Here is a 17,697-nt window from a genome sequence, read left to right as displayed (position 1 = left end):
CCGGCCCGTGCCGGCCCGGGAAAACCTAATCCATAATGATACTGCAAATCCACAGCATATAAGCGCATGGCTGCGGAGTGTAGGCGCGTAACCAGCTTCTGTCAATCATATCTTATGTCTTATATAAGACAGATAAGTTGTTGCCGGTTTTGCTGGACGGAAGCGGTCGTTTGTGGTGAAATCTCGGTCTATGAATCCCGCCCCGCCCAATCCGAACAGCAGCAGCCCAGCCTCAAGCGCCGGTGGCGCGGCAGGAGCGTCGGCGGGGTCGGCGACAACATCGCCGGCCGCTGCCACGACGGGGGCGGCGGGTGCGCCGGGCCTGCCGGCCGGCAGTTCGCCGACATTCTCCCCACTTTACCAGCAAATCAAGGCGCTGATAACTCAAAGCCTGCAATCGGGGGAGTGGAAGCCGGGCGAGTTGATCCCCAGCGAGGTCGAGCTGGCCAACCGCTTCAAGGTCAGCCAGGGCACCGTGCGCAAGGCGATCGACGAGCTGGCCGCCGAGAACCTGGTCATGCGCAAGCAGGGCAAGGGCACTTTCGTCGCCACCCACCACGAGGCGCGCGCCCATTTCCGCTTCCTCAAGCTGCTGCCCGACGAGGGCGTACCGCACTATCCTGAAAGTAAGTTCATCGAGGTCAAGCGCATGCGCGCGCCCGCCGACGTGGCGCGCCTGCTCGACCTGAAGTCCGGCGACGCCGTCATCTTCATCAAGCGCGTGCAGTCGTTCGACAGCGTGCCCACCATCGTCGAGGAGATGTGGCTGCCCGGCGTCACGTTCAAGGGCTTGACCGCCGAGCGGCTGGTCGAATACAAGGGCCCGATGTACGGGCTGTTCGAGTCCGAATTCGGCACCCGCATGATCCGCGCCACCGAGAAGATCCGCGCCGTGTGCGCCGACGCCGGCGCGGCCGCGCTGCTGCACATCGCCCAGGGCACGCCGCTGCTGGCGTCGGAGCGGGTGTCGTTCACGTATGGCGACAAGCCGGTGGAGTTGCGCCGGGGCCAGTATTTGACCGAGCGCCACCATTATCACAATGAGCTGAACTAAGTGAACTGAACTGAGTGAGCGCGACTGAGTGAACGCAACTGAGTGAACGCAACTCAGTGAACGCAACTGAGTGAGCCGAATTGAACCCATCGGGGGGAGCAGGAGACCCTGGCGCGCGGAATAGCGCGTCAGGTAGCGTACAACGGCCCGTGCGTCACACCACGGTAGCATTGTTGCGCTGATAATACGTTGAGCTGCGGAAAGCGGCCGCCGGACAGTGTTGCGAAACACTATTTTAGTTATATGTAACAATAGATATTGGTTATCGGCGCGGAAATCGGCGAAAATCGCGGTCTAACCAATTTTTGTTTAAGCCTGAGGAGGTCTTGTTATGTCAGAAGCCGTAAGGGAAGTCCCTAAAAAAGAACGGCGGGAATTCCGTAATATCCATGTTACAGAATTGCTCAACTATCGCCAGCCCCTGGCCGCCATCGTCTCCATCCTGCACCGCATCAGCGGCGCGCTGATGTGTCTTTTGCTGCCATTCACGCTGTATTTGTTGCAAGAGAGCCTGCGTTCCGAGATCTCCTTCGCGCACTATCAAGGCTTCATCACCTATCCGCTGGTCAAGCTGATCATCCTGGCGCTGTGCTGGGGCTACTTCCACCACTTCTGCGCTGGCGTACGCCACCTGGTGATGGACACCCACATCGGCCTGGACAAGGATTCGGCGCGCAATTCGTCGGCCGCCGTGCTGGTCATCAGCCTGGTCCTGACCGCGCTGGTCGCCCTGAAACTGTTTGGAGTGTTCTGAAATGGCTAACAATAACATCGGACCGAAGCGCATGGTCGTCGGCGCGCACTACGGCATGAAAGACTGGCTGGCGCAGCGCGTGACCGCCGTCGTCATGGTGCTCTACACCGCCATCCTGCTGATCGCCTTCCTGACCGGCCAGAACTTCACCTATGAGGGCTGGGCCGCGCTGTTCGCCCAGCAATGGTTCAAATTGATTTCCGCCGTGACGCTGCTGGGCCTGTTCTATCACGCCTGGGTCGGCATGCGCGACATCTGGATGGACTACGTCAAACCCGTCGGCCTTCGCCTGACCCTGCAAATCGCCACCATGCTGTGGTTGATCGCTTGTGCCGTATGGTCGGTACAGATACTCTGGAGTGTGTAATCGTGGCAGCTATTAAAACTGGAATTCCAACCCGCCGCTTTGACGCGGTAATCGTCGGCGCCGGCGGCTCCGGCATGCGCGCATCGCTGCAACTGGCCGAAGCCGGCCTGAACGTCGCCGTGCTGTCGAAAGTCTTCCCGACCCGCTCGCACACCGTCGCGGCGCAGGGCGGCATCGGCGCCTCGCTGGGCAACATGGCCGAGGACAACTGGTTCTGGCACATGTTCGACACCGTCAAGGGCGGCGACTACCTGGGCGACCAGGACGCGATCGAATTCATGTGCCGCGAAGCACCGAAGGTCGTCTACGAGCTGGAACACTTCGGCATGCCGTTCGACCGCAATCCCGACGGCACCATCTACCAGCGTCCGTTCGGCGGCCACACCGCCAACTTCGGCGAGAAAGCCGTGCAGCGCGCCTGCGCCGCGGCCGACCGCACCGGCCACGCGCTGCTGCACACCCTGTACCAGCGCAACGTCCGCGCCCGCACCCACTTCTTCGTCGAATGGATGGCGCTCGACATCATCCGTGACGCCGAAGGCGACGTCGTCGGCGTGGTGGCCCTGGAAATGGAAACCGGCGAAACGATGATCCTGGAAGCGAAGACCACCATCTTCGCCACCGGCGGTGCCGGCCGCATCTTCGCAGCCTCCACGAACGCGTTCATCAACACCGGCGACGGCATGGGCATGGCCGCGCGCGCCGGCCTGCCGCTGCAGGACATGGAGTTCTGGCAGTTCCACCCGACCGGCGTGGCCGGCGCCGGTGTCCTCATCACCGAGGGCGTGCGCGGCGAGGGCGGTATCCTGATCAACTCCGAAGGCGAACGCTTCATGGAGCGTTATGCTCCGACGCTGAAGGATCTGGCGCCGCGCGACTTCGTCTCGCGCTCGATGGACCAGGAGATCAAGGAAGGCCGCGGCTGCGGTCCGAACAAGGACCACGTCATGCTGGACCTGCGCCACATCGGCGCCGAGACCATCGCCAAGCGCCTGCCGTCGATCCTGGAAATCGGCCACAAGTTCGCCAACGTCGACGCCACCAAGGAACCGATTCCCGTCGTGCCGACCATCCACTACCAGATGGGCGGTATTCCAACCAACATCCACGGCCAGGTCGTCACGCCCAACGGCGACGGCACGCAGAAGATCGTCAACGGCCTGTACGCGATCGGCGAATGCGCCTGCGTGTCGGTGCACGGCGCCAACCGCCTGGGCACCAACTCGCTGCTCGACCTGGTGGTGTTCGGCCGCGCGGCCGGCAACCACGTGGTCGCGTCGAACCTGAAGCAGAAGGAAAACAAGCCGCTGCCGAAGGACGCCTCCGACTACGCGATGGACCGCCTGAACAAGCTGGAAACGTCGACCGGTTCGGAGCGCGTGCAGAACGTCGCCAACGACATCCGCGCCACGATGCAGAAGTACTGCGGCGTGTTCCGCACCGAAGAGATGATGACCCAGGGCGCCAAGGAAATCATGGTGCTCGACGAGCGCCGCAAGCACGTCTCGTTCAAGGACAAATCGAAGGTGTTCAACACCGCGCGCGTCGAAGCGCTGGAACTGGACAACCTGATCGAAACGGCCAAGGCGACCATCACGTCGGCCGTGGCCCGCAAGGAATCGCGCGGCGCCCACGCCCACAACGATTTCCCGCAGCGCGACGACGACAACTGGATGAAGCACACCCTGTGGTACTCGGAAGGCAACCGCCTGGATTACAAGGCGGTCGTGACCAAGCCATTGACGGTTGATACCTTCAAACCGAAACCACGTACTTTCTAAGGCTAGACCATGGCACGCACTCTCAAACTGAAAATTTACCGTTACGATCCGGACCAGGACGCCAAGCCGTACATGCAGGACGTGACGGTCGAGCTGAAAGACACCGACAAGATGCTGCTCGACGCGCTGCAGCGCATCAAGTCCGACGTCGACGATTCGCTGGCCCTGCGCCGCTCGTGCCGCGAAGGCGTGTGCGGTTCGGACGCGATGAACATCAACGGCAAGAACGGCCTGGCCTGCACCACCAACCTGAACGAGCTGACCGAGCCTATCGTGCTGCGTCCGCTGCCGGGCCTGCCGGTGATCCGCGACCTGATCGTCGACATGACCCAGTTCTTCAAGCAGTACGATTCGATCAAGCCGTACCTGATCAACGACTCGATCCGTCCCGAAAAGGAACGCCTGCAGTCGCCGACCGAGCGCGAAGAGCTCGACGGCCTGTACGAGTGCATCCTGTGCGCGTGCTGCTCGACGTCGTGCCCGTCGTTCTGGTGGAATCCGGACAAGTTCGTCGGCCCGGCCGGCCTGCTGCAAGCCTACCGCTTCATCGCCGACTCGCGCGACGAAGCGACCGGCGCGCGCCTGGACAACCTGGAAGACCCGTACCGCCTGTTCCGCTGCCACTCGATCATGAACTGCGTCGATGTTTGCCCTAAGGGTTTGAACCCGAACAAGGCGATCGGCAAGATCAAAGAGTTGATGGTACGCCGGGCGATCTAAGCGCCATTGCGGGCGGCCTGAGCGCCGCCCGTTTCACGTGTCCGTTCCTGTTTAGTAGTAGCGCTCCAGCACGATTGGCGCGCGCAGTGTAAAGTAGTGACCCATGACTGAACCGAACCAATCTGCGCATCAGTCGGACCCAGCCAACAGAGCGCGCCTGCGCTGGCGCTCACGCCGGGGTCTGCTGGAAAACGACATCATCCTCACCCGTTTTCTCGATGCGCATGAAACCGAATTGACCGACGAAGAAGTGGACGCGTTCACGCGGCTCCTCGATTTGTCGGACAATGCCCTGATGGATCTGGTACTGGCCCGTAAAGAGCCGGAAGGCGAGGTCGACCTGCCGCACGTGCATGCATTGCTGCAACGACTAAGACTGGCCTGAGACTACGAAGGCAACCAGAATTTTCGCGTTTTATTTACCTTCATCTCCCTAAAAAAGGAAGAGTCCATGAATATTTCTGACAACAAAGCCACCCTGTCGTTCTCCGATGGCAGCCCCGCGGTGGAATTCCCGATCTACAAAGGTACCGTCGGTCCCGACGTGATCGACATTCGCAAGCTGTACGCCGGCACCGGCAAGTTCACCTACGATCCGGGCTTCATGTCGACCGCCGCGTGCAACTCGACGATCACCTACATCGACGGCGACAAGGGCGAGCTGCTGTACCGCGGCTACCCGATCGAACAGCTGGCCGTGAACGCCGACTTCATGGAATCTTGCTACCTGCTGCTGAACGGCGAACTGCCGAACAGCGTGCAGAAGGACGAGTTCGTCGAGACGGTCACCAAGCACACCATGGTGCACGAGCAGATGCAATTCTTCTTCCGCGGCTTCCGCCGCGACGCGCACCCGATGTCGGTACTGGTCGGCACCGTCGGCGCGCTGGCGTCGTTCTACCACGACTCGCTCGACATCAACGACGCCAAGCAGCGTGAAATCTCGGCCATCCGCCTGATCGCCAAAATGCCGACCCTGGTCGCGATGGCGTACAAGTACTCGATGGGCCAGCCGTTCATGTATCCGCGCAACGATCTGTCGTACAGCGCCAACTTCATGCGCATGATGTTCGGCAATCCGTGCGAAGAATACAAAGTCAACGACGTGCTGGTGCGCGCCCTCGACCGTATCCTGATCCTGCACGCGGACCACGAGCAGAACGCATCGACCTCGACCGTCCGTCTGGCCGGTTCGTCGGGCGCCAACCCGTTCGCCTGTATCGCCGCCGGTATCGCCTGCCTGTGGGGCCCTGCCCACGGCGGCGCCAACGAAGCCGCGCTGACCATGCTCAAGGAAATCGGCACCGTCGACAAGATCCCCGAGTTCATCGCGCAAGTCAAAGACAAGAACTCCGGCGTCAAGCTGATGGGCTTCGGTCACCGCGTGTACAAGAACTTCGACCCGCGCGCCAAGCTGATGCGCGAGACCTGCTACGAAGTGCTGGAAGAGCTGGGCCTGCAGGACGACCCGCTGTTCAAGCTGGCGATGGAACTGGAAAAGATCGCGCTGAGCGACGAATACTTCGTCTCGCGCAAGCTGTACCCGAACGTCGACTTCTACTCGGGCATCGTGCAATCGGCGCTGGGCATCCCTGTGTCGCTGTTCACCGGTATCTTCGCCATGGCCCGCACCATCGGCTGGATCGCCCAGTGGAACGAAATGATCGCCGATCCGGAACAGAAAATCGGCCGTCCACGCCAGCTGTTCGTCGGTTCGACCACCCGCGACGTCAAGCCGCTGGATCAGCGTTAATCTTCGCCTTCGCAGCGAACAAAAAAACGGGCTTCGGCCCGTTTTTTTTTGCCCGTATCAGGGAGTGAAGATGGTTTCGATCTTGGTATCGAACAGTTTTGCGATCGCGAACGCCAGCGGCAGGCTGGGATCGTAGCGGCCCGTTTCGATGGCGTTGACGGTTTGGCGCGAGACGGCCAACTGGTCGGCCAGGTAGGCCTGGCTCCAGCCGCGCTCGGCGCGCAGTTCGCGGATCGTGTTGTTCATCGGCAGGTCTTCCAGCAGCGCAGCAGCCCGATGGCCAGCCAGGAAAAGCCCATCACGCCCCAGACGTAGAACATGCTCAGGCGCGGGTAGCCGGCGTTCTCCATGAAGCCGTAGGTGAAGGTGACGGCGGCCGTCAACGCTGCCGCCAGCGCGAACGTCTCGAGCATGACGATGCGCTGGTATTCGTCCATCCGGCCGATATGGCGCGCGATCGCCCAGATCATCAGCACAAAACCGGTCATCGGGCACATCAGCGCGGCGGTCTTCAGCGGGCCGGCGTCCATCGCCGGGCCATACATGATCGAGGGGACCAGCAGTGCGATGTAGACGGCGATACTGCCGAATAGCTCGCGCAGATAGGCCGCCCCGGCCTTGCGTTCTGCTGCGGAAAACCTGGGTTCGGTCCGGGTGTGCATCATGTACCTCCATGTGTAAAGTATGCTTTACATCATAGGACGGCAAAAATCCGATGTCAAGCAAACTTTACATGGCGGTTGGCGCGGGCGCTTAGGCGGGTTCTTGCAGCAGTTGGCGGATGACGTCGACGCTGCCGTGGTCGAGGCGCAGGAACTGGACGCCGGTCTTGTAGCCCAACTCGGCGTCCGGGTCGCTGTAGACGACCTGGCCCATCGCCAGCACTTTGTGGGCGCCGTCCTTCAATTGCACTTGGAACGACACCGCGCAGTATTGCGCAAGCCGGATCTGGCTCGCCGTTTGCAGGCTGACGCCGCCTTGCGACAGGTCCAGCGTGTGGGCTGGAAGGGTGGTTTCGTCGGTCATCGTCAACGTTGCCGCATGACGGACCGGGTGGCGGCGCGTGCCTCGTGCTTTCTGACTCATGGCGCGGACCTCGAATAGTGTAATGTGAACAAGACTATCAGAATTGCGTCCTGGACAGCAAGTTCTTATCGGCAACTGTGCGTGTCAATGCCATTTCTGCGCGGAATTTCCCGGAGTGGTTCTTATTTCAGCTGACGCCGGTCGGGCCGGATCACCAACAGCCACCAGCACAACACGCCCAACGTCAGTTGCGGCAGGTTGAACAGGAACTTGCCAAACGTGGCGTCGCGCCGCTGCGGCCAGGCCGCGTCGGCGGTCTCGACGATGATATTGGTGTGATACAGACACAGTCCCAGCAGGATCAGCGCCGCGACGCCCCACAGCACCGGCAGACTGGTGACGCGATGGCGCAGCACGGCCGCGACAGGGTAGGCCAGCACGCAGGCGAACACATACGCGAACAGATTGGGCATCAGGTTGGCCAGGTTGGCGTGCGGCAGCACGACCGGGACGGCGCAGATCGCCACGGCGAGCATGACGGCGATGACGGGGTGTGGGTATTCGGGCCAGGAGTTGAAGCGGCTGATCATTGTGACGGACGTGGGAAGAAAAGGACTCCATTGTAGGGGAAATAGAGCGGGTGGCGCGGCAGCCGCCATGTGTCCCCGCGCTGAATACATGGGTATGACGTCAGACAAACAGAGGTCGATTGGATGAACTTTAATAGTTGAGCTCAGGTCTAACTATTTTGATCACACACAAGTAGGTGCAACCATGGACTTCGTCACTGCAGAACCATTGATGCTGAAGTACGGCATCACGCCGCGGCAGATCAGCGAGTTGAAAGCCCTGGCAGCAAAACTGCCGGCAGATTTTGTTGATGGGACGCGTATGCCGATGCCTAAAATGCCTGGACTAAGTGCTTCCGAATCCGAGTTGTTGATGGCCCGTATGCTTGATGCGATTGCGCCGTTGCTCGGCGTGCCGGTTGAGGACCCCTATCTGTTCGATGAGTTGGGCTTGCCAACTATGCAGGAGTTGATGCGAACCGCTGATCAGCGTAAAGAAGCTGCGCGCCAGCGGCGTCAGGGTTTCCGGCTTGGTCCGGTCAAGCCCGCGCAGAAAGACGCATCCGCCGATGAGTCTGCAACAAACCGTGAACATGTTTGAACATGGACTTGAATTGGCTGATTGCGGTGCGTAAAGCACTCACAGTCGTGGGTGCGCTGCAGCCGTTCGCGAAGCGCGCGTGCGCGCTGTTGGCTCGTCTTTTCAACATCGATGTTTGGCGGGAAGGAGAGCGGCTCGGTCACGAAGCTGATGAGCTACGGAACATGCATGTCTATGGCAAGGTTGTAGCGGAGTACGCGCGACAGATGAAAACCTCCGGCGGTAACAATGTGGAGGTCGACGCATTGGTAGCTGCCCTATTGTTGGCGAGATTGCGAAGTTATATGCGCGCACGCGGGATCGTGGCGCTCAGAATGCCGCGCACGGTAAAAAGGCGCAGATCAACAACGGTCATTCCCGCTGATGGGCACAGGGCCGAACTTGGGGTCCCGCCGGCGTTGATAGAAAGGCGAAATGCTGAGCGCCGCGCTCAGCGAACAGGTCGGGACGAGGATGGTGTCGTGTAATGAAGAGAGGCAAGTGTGACGGCGTAGTGGGCGTATCTCTACTTTTCCTGATCCAGCAACGCCTGGATTTCCGCTCGCTCCTTCTTGCTGACATGGCCGCCGCGCAGGGCGGCCAGCACCAGCGCCTTGCCGGAGCCGGAGAAAGCCTTCTGTATCAAGTCTTTCAGCAGGTTGGTCTGAATCGAATCCTGTTCTTGTGCGGGCGCGTAGACGTGGGCGCGCTGGCCTTCGTCGCGCGTCAGCAGGCCCTTGGTGTGCATCACTTGCAGCAGGCGCAGCACGGTGGCGTAGTTCATGTCCGGCCGCGTTTCGAGCGCGGCGGCGTGCACCTGCTTGGCGGTGGCCGGGCCGAGCGCGAACAGCAGGCGCAACATCTCCAGCTCGGAGGCGGTCGGTTTGGGTGGGGCTACGGTGGTCATGGATGTAGAATAAAATATCTAGAACGTCTTGTCTAGTCCTGTTTCAGCGTGCGCAGCTGCGTTTCGATGTCGTCGAATAGCGGGCGCGCCGCGCTGCTGGCATGCAGACAGGCGTCGCGAAGTTGACGAAGACGCGCCAGCGCCGGCTCGGCCGCCGCCGTGGCGTCGCAGCGCTCGGCGAGCTCATCCAGCAGGAAGCCGAAGGCGCGCACTTCGAGCCGTTGCAGCGGCAGGGCTTCGGGCGACGCGGGATCGTAGAACGAGGCGGCGCCGAAGTCCCCCAGCAACGTTCGGCCTTGGCCGCAATGCATGATGTTGTGTCCGTACAGGTCGCCGTGCATGATGCCGCGCTGGTGCAGGCGGGCGGCGGCGGAGGCGATGCCATGGGCGATTTCCAGCGTGGAGGCCAGGTCGAAGCGCTTGCCCGCGTCGTAGACGTCACGCGTGCAGCTTTCCAGACTGGGCGGCCCGGCCAGGTTGATGAAGTCGGGATCGATCAGCGACATGACGAGGCCATGCGCGCCATCCGGATGGCGCTCCAGGTGGCCCAGCACCGGGATCAGGTTCGGATGCGCGCCGGCGCCGATGCAGGCGGCCATCTCGCACAGCGGCGAGCCGTCGCTGGTCATCGCGCCTTTGAACAGCTTGACGGCGACGTCTTCCGTCGCGCCGTCGTGCATGTAATCCGCGCGGTGGATCACGCCCGATGCGCCTTCGCCCAATTTTTGTTTTAGCTCCAGTTGTTCCCAGCCGATGGCGGCGGACGGCGTGCCGGTCATCGCGACTTCGCGCTGTTCGCAGAACGGATTGCCGGCGTACGCCAGCCAGGTCAGCCGGGGAAGCGCGGGCAGCCATGCGGGAAATTCGGTCAACTGGTTGGCGGCGATGCGCAGCAGTTCGAGGCGGTGCAGTTGCGCCATGCCGGCGGGCAGGGCGCGCAGACGGTTCCCGGCCAGCATCAGCTTCTGTAGCGCCGGACGTTCCCCGAGCTCGGCGGGCAGTTCCTCGATCAGATTATCCGTCAGCACCAGCCAGCGCAATTGCGCCGGCAGCGACGCGGGCGGGACCGTGCGTATCTTGTTGGCTTTGAAGCCGACCATCGTCAAAGCAGGGCACGCGCCCAGCACCGCCGGCAATTCGGTGAACTGATTGTCGGAACAGAAGATGATGCGCAGCTTGCGCAGGCGCGGCAGGTCGTCGGGCAGCGACGACAGCGCGTTGCCGGACAGGTCGAGGATTTCCAGCGAGTCGGCCAGATCGAAGATTTCGCGCGGGAATTCGGTGAGACCGCCGCGCATTTGCAGGCGCTGGACGCCGCTCAGGGCGCCAGCGCGCAACTGCTCTAGGGTATGCATGTCAGGTGGCGGTGAAGGTCAATGTTGAAGTTTATCACTTCACCGCCGCTCGCCGAGGATGCTTAGCGTCGGCTTACCACTTCATTTCGCCCTTGGCGACCTTGGAGCCGGTCTCAAGCGCAGCGTTCAGGCCGGCGTCCGGATACAGCTCCTTCATGCGGGCGATCAGCGCGGCGGAGTTGGCGGCCTTGGCGGTCTCGGCTTCGAAGTGGACCAGGTAGTCGCGGGTAAACGCGACGCTGTCGGGCGTCAGCGGGGCGCCGACCTTGAAGTGGCCCGGCACGACGGTCGTAGGCTTCAGCGAGGCGATATGGTCGAGCGTGGCCAGCCAGTTCCTGCGCGACTCGGCGCTCTGCGTGTCGGCGGTCCACACGTGCAGGCCGCTGAAAACCACCACCCCGCCGGCGATCGCTTTGATCGATGGAATCCAGACATAGCTGCGGTCCGGCGTCGCGCCGTTCAGGCCTTCGATCTTCAGCGTTTCGCCTTCGAGCTTGATGGTGTCGCCCTGCAAAGCCTGCGGCACGATGATGCTCTTGGGTGCGTTGTCTTTCAAGATCGGCGACCAGTAGGCGACCTTGGCATCCTTTTTCTTTTCGATGCCGGCGATGGTTTGCGGCGTGGCGACGATCTTCGCTTCTGGGAAGGCGGCGTGGATCACGTCCAGACCGAAGTAGAAATCCGGATCGCTATGGCTGACATAAACAGTCGTCAGGCGTTTGCCGCTGGCACGGATTTTTTCCACCAGCTTGACCGCTTCCCCGCGCGAGAACTGGGCGTCGATCAGCACCGCGTCCTTGGCACCGGTCACCAGTACCGAGGCGACCGGGAAAATGGCGGCTTCACCGGGATTGAAAACGTCGAGCCTCAGCGGCGCGGCGACGGCGCCACCAACGGTTGCGGCAAGGGCGGCGGACATCAGGGTTTGCTTGATCATCATCGTCTTTCATCATGGTTGGAAGTGAAGTCATCATAAATTTCTTTATCCGGCAGAAAAACCGGATAATCTGCGCTTGTTAATTGCATGGATCGAACGAATATGGATCGCATCACCGCCGCCAAGGTATTTGTCGCCATCACCGAGCGGGGCAGCATGATCGCCGCCGCCGACGCGCTCGACATGTCGCGGGCAATGGTCACGCGCTATTTGGCCGAGATGGAAGAGTGGGCCGGCGCGCGCCTGCTGCACCGGAGCACGCGCCGGCTGAGCCTGACCGATGCCGGCGATGTCACGCTGGCGCGTTGCCGCAAGCTGCTGGAGGTGGCTGGCGGAATGGAAGTGGCGGCCGAGGACGACGACACGCCGAAAGGGCTGCTGCGCATCACCTGCTCGCCGTCCCTGGCGCATGCGCAGCTCGCCAGTGCGGTGACCGCCTTCCTCAAGCGCTACCCACGTACCTCGGTTGATTTACAGGGCAGCAACAGGGCGGTGAATCTGGTCGAGCAGCGCATCGATCTGGCGTTGCGCATCACCAATGCGTTGGAGCCGAACCTGATCGCCCGGCAACTTGGGCATTGCGATTCGGTGGTGTGTGCAGCGCCGTCCTATCTTGCCGAGCGCGGCGCGCCGCAGCGGGTCGAGGATCTGGCGTCCCACAACTGCCTTGCGTACACATATTTTGGGCAGAGCCTATGGCAGTTCACGCGCCAGGACGGGGAGGAGGTCACCGTGCCGGTTAGCGGCAACTTGTCGGCCAACGATGACCATATTCTGCTGAAAGCGGCGGTGGAAGGGGCGGGCATCGCCCTGCAGCCGTTGTATAGCGCCGGTCCGCTGATCGCGCAAGGCAAGCTGGTCGCGTTGCTTTCAGGCTACAAAACGCAGCAGATGGGGATCTATGGAATTTATACGTCGCGCCAGCATATGTCGCCCGCGCTGCGGGCGCTGCTGGATTTCTTGGTGAATTGGTTCGGCGGCAGCAACCTTAGCGGTAAATATGGTGTTGGGAATATGTAAATGTTACCCGCGACGCGGCTTGCCCGGCGACTTAGGTGAAAATTAATAGTGGCGGTCTCGGTACATAAATGGTTGTTGCGATACAATACCGGTGCTATCCTGAATGACCGTTTTTTGTACTACTGAAGAACTTTAGCCCTTCCCCACAACTTGATGTGCAATCCGCTAACCGGTCAGGCCGTGTCGCGGAAGGTTAGATTAACCCGCTAATTCCTCGCGAAGCGCGAAGAAAGGTGAGCAGCAAATGCAACAATACACGTCCAACTCCTACCTGTTTGGTGGGAACGCTCCGTACGTCGAAGAACTGTACGAGGCGTATCTCAACAACCCAGGTTCCGTGCCAGATAATTGGCGCTCGTACTTCGATGCCATGCAGCACGTGCCGGCCGTCGATGGCACCAACAAGCCAGACGTCGCTCACGCCTCCGTCATCGCTTCCTTCGCGGAACGCGCCAAATCCGGTCCTATCCGCACCGTCGTGGCCTCGGCCGACGCCGAGATGGGCCGCAAGCGTGTTGCAGCTACGCAACTGATCGCCGCCTACCGCTACCTGGGTTCGCGCTGGGCCAATCTGGACCCGCTGCAACGCCAGGAACGTCCGGCCATCAACGAGCTGGAGCCTAGCTTCTACGGCTTCACCGATGCGGACATGGACACCGTCTTCAACATCAGCAACACCTATTTCGGCCCAGAGACCGCGACCCTGCGCGACCTGCTGAACTACCTGCGCGACACCTATACCCGTTCGATCGGCGCAGAGTACATGTACATCTCCGATCCGACCGAAAAGCGCTGGCTGCAAGAGCGCCTGGAGTCGATCCGTTCGACCCCGAATTTCACGGCGGAAAAGAAAAAGCACATCCTGGAGCGTCTGACCGCGGCCGAAGGCCTGGAACGCTACCTGCACACCAAGTACGTCGGCCAGAAGCGCTTCTCGCTCGAAGGCGGCGAGACCTTCATCGCGTCGATCGATGAGATCATCCAGCGCGCCGGCGAAAAAGGCGTGCAGGAGATCGTCATCGGCATGGCCCACCGTGGCCGTTTGAACGTGCTGGTCAACACCCTGGGCAAGGCTCCTAAAGAGCTGTTCGAAGAATTCGAAGGCAAGCACGGCGACGACCTGCCGGCCGGCGACGTCAAATACCACCAAGGTTTCTCGTCCGACATCTCGACCCAGGGCGGTCCGGTCCACCTGTCGCTGGCGTTCAACCCGTCGCACCTGGAGATCGTCAACCCGGTCGTCGAAGGTTCGGTCAAAGCCCGCATGGATCGCCGCGGCGACCACCTGGGCAAGCAAGTGCTGCCGATCCTGGTGCACGGCGACGCCGCCTTCGCAGGCCAGGGCGTTGTCATGGAAACGCTGAATCTGGCGCAGACCCGCGGCTACGGCACGGGCGGCACGGTGCACATCGTCATCAACAACCAGATCGGTTTCACCACCTCCGACCCGCGCGATGCCCGTTCGACCATCTACTGCTCGGACGTCGTCAAGATGATCGAAGCGCCGGTGCTGCACGTGAACGCCGACGATCCTGAAGCCGTCGTGCTGGCTTCGCAGATCGCGATGGACTACCGTCTCGAGTTCCAGAAGGACATCGTTGTCGACATCATTTGCTACCGCAAACTGGGCCACAACGAGCAAGACACGCCAGCGCTGACCCAGCCGCTGATGTACAAGAAGATCGGCCAGCACCCAGGCACCCGCAAGCTGTACGCGGACAAGCTGGTTGCCCAGACCGTGATCGCGGCCGACGGCGGCGAACAGATGCAAGCCGCCTACCGCGACGCGATGGACGCCGGCAAGCACACCGTCGATCCGGTCATCTCGAACTTCAAGAACAAGTACGCCGTCGATTGGCTGCCGTTCCTGAACCGCAAGTGGACCGACTCGGCCGACACCGCCGTGCCGATGACCGAACTGAAACGCCTGGCCACCCGCATCACCACGGTGCCGGACGGCTTCAAAGTGCACTCGCTGGTCGAGAAAGTACTGGGCGATCGCGCCACCATGGGTCGCGGCGAACTGAACCTGGACTGGGGCATGGGCGAACACCTGGCCTACGCGTCGCTGGTCGCTTCGGGCTACGCAGTGCGCCTGACCGGCCAGGATGCCGGCCGCGGCACCTTCGTGCACCGCCACGCCGTGCTGCACGACCAGAACCGCGAGCGTTGGGACGCCGGCACCTACGTGCCGCTGCAAAACATCGCCGAGGGCCAGGCGCCATTCACCGTCATCGACTCCGTGCTGTCGGAAGAAGCGGTGCTGGGCTTCGAATACGGTTACTCGACCGCCGAGCCGAACACGCTGACGATCTGGGAAGCCCAGTTCGGCGACTTCGTCAACGGCGCGCAAGTGGTCATCGACCAGTTCATCAGCTCCGGCGAAGTGAAGTGGGGCCGCGCTTCCGGCCTGGTCATGATGCTGCCGCACGGTTACGAAGGCCAGGGTCCCGAGCACTCGTCGGCGCGTCCCGAGCGTTTCCTGCAGCTGTGCGCAGACAACAACATGCAAGTCGTGCAGCCGACCACCGCCGCGCAGATCTTCCACGTGCTGCGTCGCCAGATGGTGCGCCAGTTCCGCAAGCCGCTGGTCATCCTGACCCCGAAATCGCTGCTGCGCAACAAGGAAGCGGGCTCGTCGCTGAACGAACTGGCCAAGGGCGCCTTCCAGACCGTCATCGGCGAAGTCGACGAGAAAATCGACGCCAAGAAGGTCAAGCGCGTGGTCGCCTGCTCGGGCAAGGTCTACTACGACCTGGTCAACGCACGCAAAACCCGCGGCCAGACCGATACCGCCATCATCCGTGTCGAACAGCTGTATCCGTTCCCGCACAAGTCGTTCGCCGCCGAACTGAAAAAGTTCCCGAACCTGACCGAAGTGGTGTGGGCGCAGGACGAGCCGCAGAATCAGGGCCCATGGTTCCAGATTCAGCACAACATCTTCGAGAGCATGGACGCCGGTCAGCGCCTGGCCTACGCCGGTCGCCCAGCGTCGGCATCGCCGGCCGTCGGTTACTACGACAAGCACTATGCCCAGCAAAAAGACCTGCTGGAAACGGCGTTCTCGAAGCTCAAAGGTTTCATCCTGACGAAATAAGCGTTAAGGGGCCGCGCGCTGGGTGCGGCCTCTCTTACCTCACATAACTAACGGAGCGCCGCCTTGCGCGTTGTGAAAACAACCCTGGGATGGCGCCGTAATAACAAATATACGGAGTTTTACAATGGCACAAATCGAAGTCAAAGTTCCTCAATTGTCGGAATCGGTCGCTGAAGCAACCATGCTGACGTGGCATAAAAAAGTCGGCGACGCCGTCGCGCGCGATGAAAACCTGATCGATATCGAAACCGACAAGGTCGTTTTGGAACTGCCCGCGCCCGCGGCCGGCGTGCTGGTCAAGATTATCAAGGGCGACGGTAGCACCGTTGTCGCCGACGAACTGATCGCCGTGATCGACACCGACGCCGCCGCAGCCGCCGCCGCTCCTGTCGCCGCCGCAGCTCCAGCCGCCGCGCCAGCGCCGGCCGCCGCGCCAGCAGCCGCGACCGGTGGCAGCAAGGGCGATGTCGCCATGCCTGCAGCCGCCAAGATCCTGTCCGAAAAAGGCCTGAGCGCCGGCGATGTCGCCGGTTCGGGCAAAGACGGCCGCGTGACCAAGGGCGACGCCCTGGGCGCTTCGGCTCCAGCCACCCCGGCCGTCGCGCCGCTGGCCGCCGCCGTTCCGAAGCCAGCGCTGCAACAGATCGCTTCGCCGAGCGTCGCCAGCCTGGGCGAGCGTCCGGAAGAGCGCGTGCCGATGAGCCGTCTGCGCGCCCGTATCGCCGAGCGCCTGCTGCAGTCGCAATCGACCAACGCCATCCTGACCACGTTCAACGAAGTGAACATGGCGCCAGTGATGGAGCTGCGCAACAAGTACAAAGACAAGTTCGAGAAAGAGCACGGCGTCAAGCTGGGCTTCATGTCGTTCTTCGTCAAGGCCGCCGTCGCAGCCCTGAAAAAGTACCCGATCATCAACGCTTCGGTTGACGGCAACGACATCATCTACCACGGCTACTTCGACATCGGTATCGCCGTCGGTTCGCCACGCGGCCTGGTGGTGCCTATCCTGCGCAATGCCGACCAGATGTCGATCGCCGAAATCGAAAAGAAAATCGGTGAATTCGGCGCCAAGGCCAAGGAAGGCAAGCTGACCCTGGACGACCTGACCGGCGGCACGTTCTCGATCTCGAACGGCGGCACCTTCGGCTCGATGCTGTCGACCCCGATCATCAACCCGCCACAATCGGCCATCCTGGGCGTGCACGCGACCAAGGACCGCGCCGTGGTCGAAAACGGCCAGATCGTGATCCGTCCGATGAACTACCTGGCGATGTCCTACGACCACCGCATCATCGACGGCCGCGAAGCCGTGCTGGGCCTGGTCGCCATGAAAGAAGCGCTGGAAGATCCTGCACGCCTGCTGCTGGACCTGTAAGCGACCGCCTTCGATACGCCGGCCGTACCCCGGAGCCGTTCGGTTCCGGGGAACCCAGAGGACACGCAATGAGCGTTGCTGAAGAAATCAAGCGTTTGCACGAACTGCATCAAGCCGGCGCCCTGTCGGACGCGGAATTCGCGGCCGCCAAGGCGCGCCTGCTCGATGCCGAGCCTTACCGGCCGGGCGACAACATCGGCGCGGACATCACCCGCCTGCGCCGCTCGCGCAGCGACCGCTGGCTGGGCGGCGTCTGTGGCGGCCTCGGCCGCGTCTCCGGCATCGAGCCGTGGATCTGGCGCCTGTTGTTCGTGATGTTCGTGCTGACCTTTGGTTTCGGCCTGGCGATCTACATTCTGTTATGGATTTTCGTTCCAGACGAAGAACTGATTGGAAAATAAA

General features: G+C 61.8%; 20 protein-coding genes. 13 read left to right on the top strand and 7 right to left on the bottom strand.

Going from position 1 to position 17,697, the window contains the following annotated elements:
• Positions 1–190 precede the first annotated feature (190 nt).
• From BMX85_RS05500 to gltA, 7 genes are all read left to right on the top strand, one after another.
• Positions 191–1,054, top strand: a complete 864-nt coding sequence (locus BMX85_RS05500; RefSeq protein WP_090314624.1) for a GntR family transcriptional regulator — start codon at positions 191–193, stop codon at positions 1,052–1,054.
• 331 nt (positions 1,055–1,385) lie between these two features.
• Positions 1,386–1,808, top strand: a complete 423-nt coding sequence (gene sdhC / locus BMX85_RS05495) for a succinate dehydrogenase, cytochrome b556 subunit (RefSeq protein WP_090314623.1) — start codon at positions 1,386–1,388, stop codon at positions 1,806–1,808.
• 1 nt (position 1,809) lies between these two features.
• Positions 1,810–2,175, top strand: a complete 366-nt coding sequence (gene sdhD, locus BMX85_RS05490; protein WP_090314622.1) for a succinate dehydrogenase, hydrophobic membrane anchor protein — start codon at positions 1,810–1,812, stop codon at positions 2,173–2,175.
• A 2-nt stretch (positions 2,176–2,177) separates the two neighbouring features.
• Complete coding sequence (gene sdhA, locus BMX85_RS05485) at positions 2,178–3,956, top strand: succinate dehydrogenase flavoprotein subunit (RefSeq protein WP_090314621.1); 1,779 nt, start codon at positions 2,178–2,180, stop codon at positions 3,954–3,956.
• Positions 3,957–3,965: 9 nt separating this feature from the next.
• Positions 3,966–4,676: a succinate dehydrogenase iron-sulfur subunit gene (locus tag BMX85_RS05480; RefSeq protein ID WP_090314620.1), complete on the top strand. Its 711-nt coding sequence runs from the start codon at positions 3,966–3,968 to the stop codon at positions 4,674–4,676.
• Between the two features lie 103 nt (positions 4,677–4,779).
• Entirely contained in the window at positions 4,780–5,061 is a 282-nt protein-coding gene (locus BMX85_RS05475) for an FAD assembly factor SdhE (protein ID WP_090314619.1), read from the top strand.
• A gap of 66 nt (positions 5,062–5,127) precedes the next feature.
• Positions 5,128–6,429 (top strand): citrate synthase, encoded by a 1,302-nt coding sequence (gltA, locus tag BMX85_RS05470; protein WP_090314618.1) that lies wholly within the window; start codon positions 5,128–5,130, stop codon positions 6,427–6,429.
• A gap of 57 nt (positions 6,430–6,486) precedes the next feature.
• Here the strand turns inward: gltA and BMX85_RS05465 are convergent, their stop codons facing one another.
• From BMX85_RS05465 to BMX85_RS05450, 4 genes are all read right to left on the bottom strand, one after another.
• The gene (locus BMX85_RS05465; RefSeq protein ID WP_090314617.1) at positions 6,487–6,675 is read right to left on the bottom strand and encodes a helix-turn-helix transcriptional regulator; all 189 of its coding nucleotides are present in this window, start codon (positions 6,673–6,675) and stop codon (positions 6,487–6,489) included.
• On the bottom strand, positions 6,672–7,094 hold the full coding sequence (locus tag BMX85_RS05460; protein ID WP_229210285.1) for a hypothetical protein: 423 nt from the start codon (positions 7,092–7,094) through the stop codon (positions 6,672–6,674). Before BMX85_RS05460 ends, BMX85_RS05465 begins: the two co-directional genes overlap by 4 nt.
• Before the next feature lie 88 nt (positions 7,095–7,182).
• A complete protein-coding gene (locus tag BMX85_RS05455; RefSeq protein WP_090314616.1) occupies positions 7,183–7,515 on the bottom strand; it encodes a PilZ domain-containing protein in 333 nt (110 codons plus the stop codon).
• Between the two features lie 122 nt (positions 7,516–7,637).
• A complete protein-coding gene (locus tag BMX85_RS05450; protein ID WP_090314615.1) occupies positions 7,638–8,045 on the bottom strand; it encodes a hypothetical protein in 408 nt (135 codons plus the stop codon).
• Positions 8,046–8,229: 184 nt separating this feature from the next.
• Between BMX85_RS05450 and BMX85_RS05445 the strand changes: the two genes are divergently transcribed.
• The gene (locus tag BMX85_RS05445; protein ID WP_090314614.1) at positions 8,230–8,625 is read left to right on the top strand and encodes a hypothetical protein; all 396 of its coding nucleotides are present in this window, start codon (positions 8,230–8,232) and stop codon (positions 8,623–8,625) included.
• Between the two features lie 8 nt (positions 8,626–8,633).
• Positions 8,634–9,092 carry a hypothetical protein gene (locus tag BMX85_RS05440; protein WP_143067900.1) on the top strand — a complete coding sequence of 153 codons (459 nt, stop codon included), beginning with the start codon at positions 8,634–8,636 and terminating at the stop codon, positions 9,090–9,092.
• Between the two features lie 38 nt (positions 9,093–9,130).
• On the opposite strand, the gene BMX85_RS05435 is transcribed toward BMX85_RS05440, so the two are convergent.
• The 3 genes from BMX85_RS05435 to BMX85_RS05425 all read right to left on the bottom strand — a co-directional run bounded on the left by BMX85_RS05435 (position 9,131) and on the right by BMX85_RS05425 (position 11,803).
• Positions 9,131–9,511 (bottom strand): BlaI/MecI/CopY family transcriptional regulator, encoded by a 381-nt coding sequence (locus tag BMX85_RS05435; RefSeq protein ID WP_090314612.1) that lies wholly within the window; start codon positions 9,509–9,511, stop codon positions 9,131–9,133.
• 32 nt (positions 9,512–9,543) lie between these two features.
• Positions 9,544–10,866: a leucine-rich repeat-containing protein kinase family protein gene (locus BMX85_RS05430; protein WP_090314611.1), complete on the bottom strand. Its 1,323-nt coding sequence runs from the start codon at positions 10,864–10,866 to the stop codon at positions 9,544–9,546.
• 73 nt (positions 10,867–10,939) lie between these two features.
• Positions 10,940–11,803 (bottom strand): MBL fold metallo-hydrolase, encoded by an 864-nt coding sequence (locus BMX85_RS05425; protein WP_090315251.1) that lies wholly within the window; start codon positions 11,801–11,803, stop codon positions 10,940–10,942.
• Between the two features lie 102 nt (positions 11,804–11,905).
• On the opposite strand from BMX85_RS05425, the gene BMX85_RS05420 reads away from it, so the two are divergent.
• From BMX85_RS05420 to BMX85_RS05405, 4 genes are all read left to right on the top strand, one after another.
• Positions 11,906–12,823 carry a LysR family transcriptional regulator gene (locus BMX85_RS05420; RefSeq protein WP_090314610.1) on the top strand — a complete coding sequence of 306 codons (918 nt, stop codon included), beginning with the start codon at positions 11,906–11,908 and terminating at the stop codon, positions 12,821–12,823.
• Positions 12,824–13,067: 244 nt separating this feature from the next.
• Complete coding sequence (locus tag BMX85_RS05415) at positions 13,068–15,920, top strand: 2-oxoglutarate dehydrogenase E1 component (RefSeq protein WP_090314609.1); 2,853 nt, start codon at positions 13,068–13,070, stop codon at positions 15,918–15,920.
• 124 nt (positions 15,921–16,044) lie between these two features.
• On the top strand, positions 16,045–17,295 hold the full coding sequence (odhB, locus tag BMX85_RS05410; protein WP_090314608.1) for a 2-oxoglutarate dehydrogenase complex dihydrolipoyllysine-residue succinyltransferase: 1,251 nt from the start codon (positions 16,045–16,047) through the stop codon (positions 17,293–17,295).
• Between the two features lie 68 nt (positions 17,296–17,363).
• A complete protein-coding gene (locus tag BMX85_RS05405) occupies positions 17,364–17,696 on the top strand; it encodes a PspC domain-containing protein (protein WP_090314607.1) in 333 nt (110 codons plus the stop codon).
• Position 17,697: the final 1 nt, after the last annotated feature.

This window comes from Duganella sp. CF517, assembly GCF_900110275.1.
Classification (GTDB): domain Bacteria; phylum Pseudomonadota; class Gammaproteobacteria; order Burkholderiales; family Burkholderiaceae_D; genus Rugamonas.
Note: the sequence above shows the minus strand (reverse complement) of the source record. Positions and strands in the feature narration are given on the sequence as shown.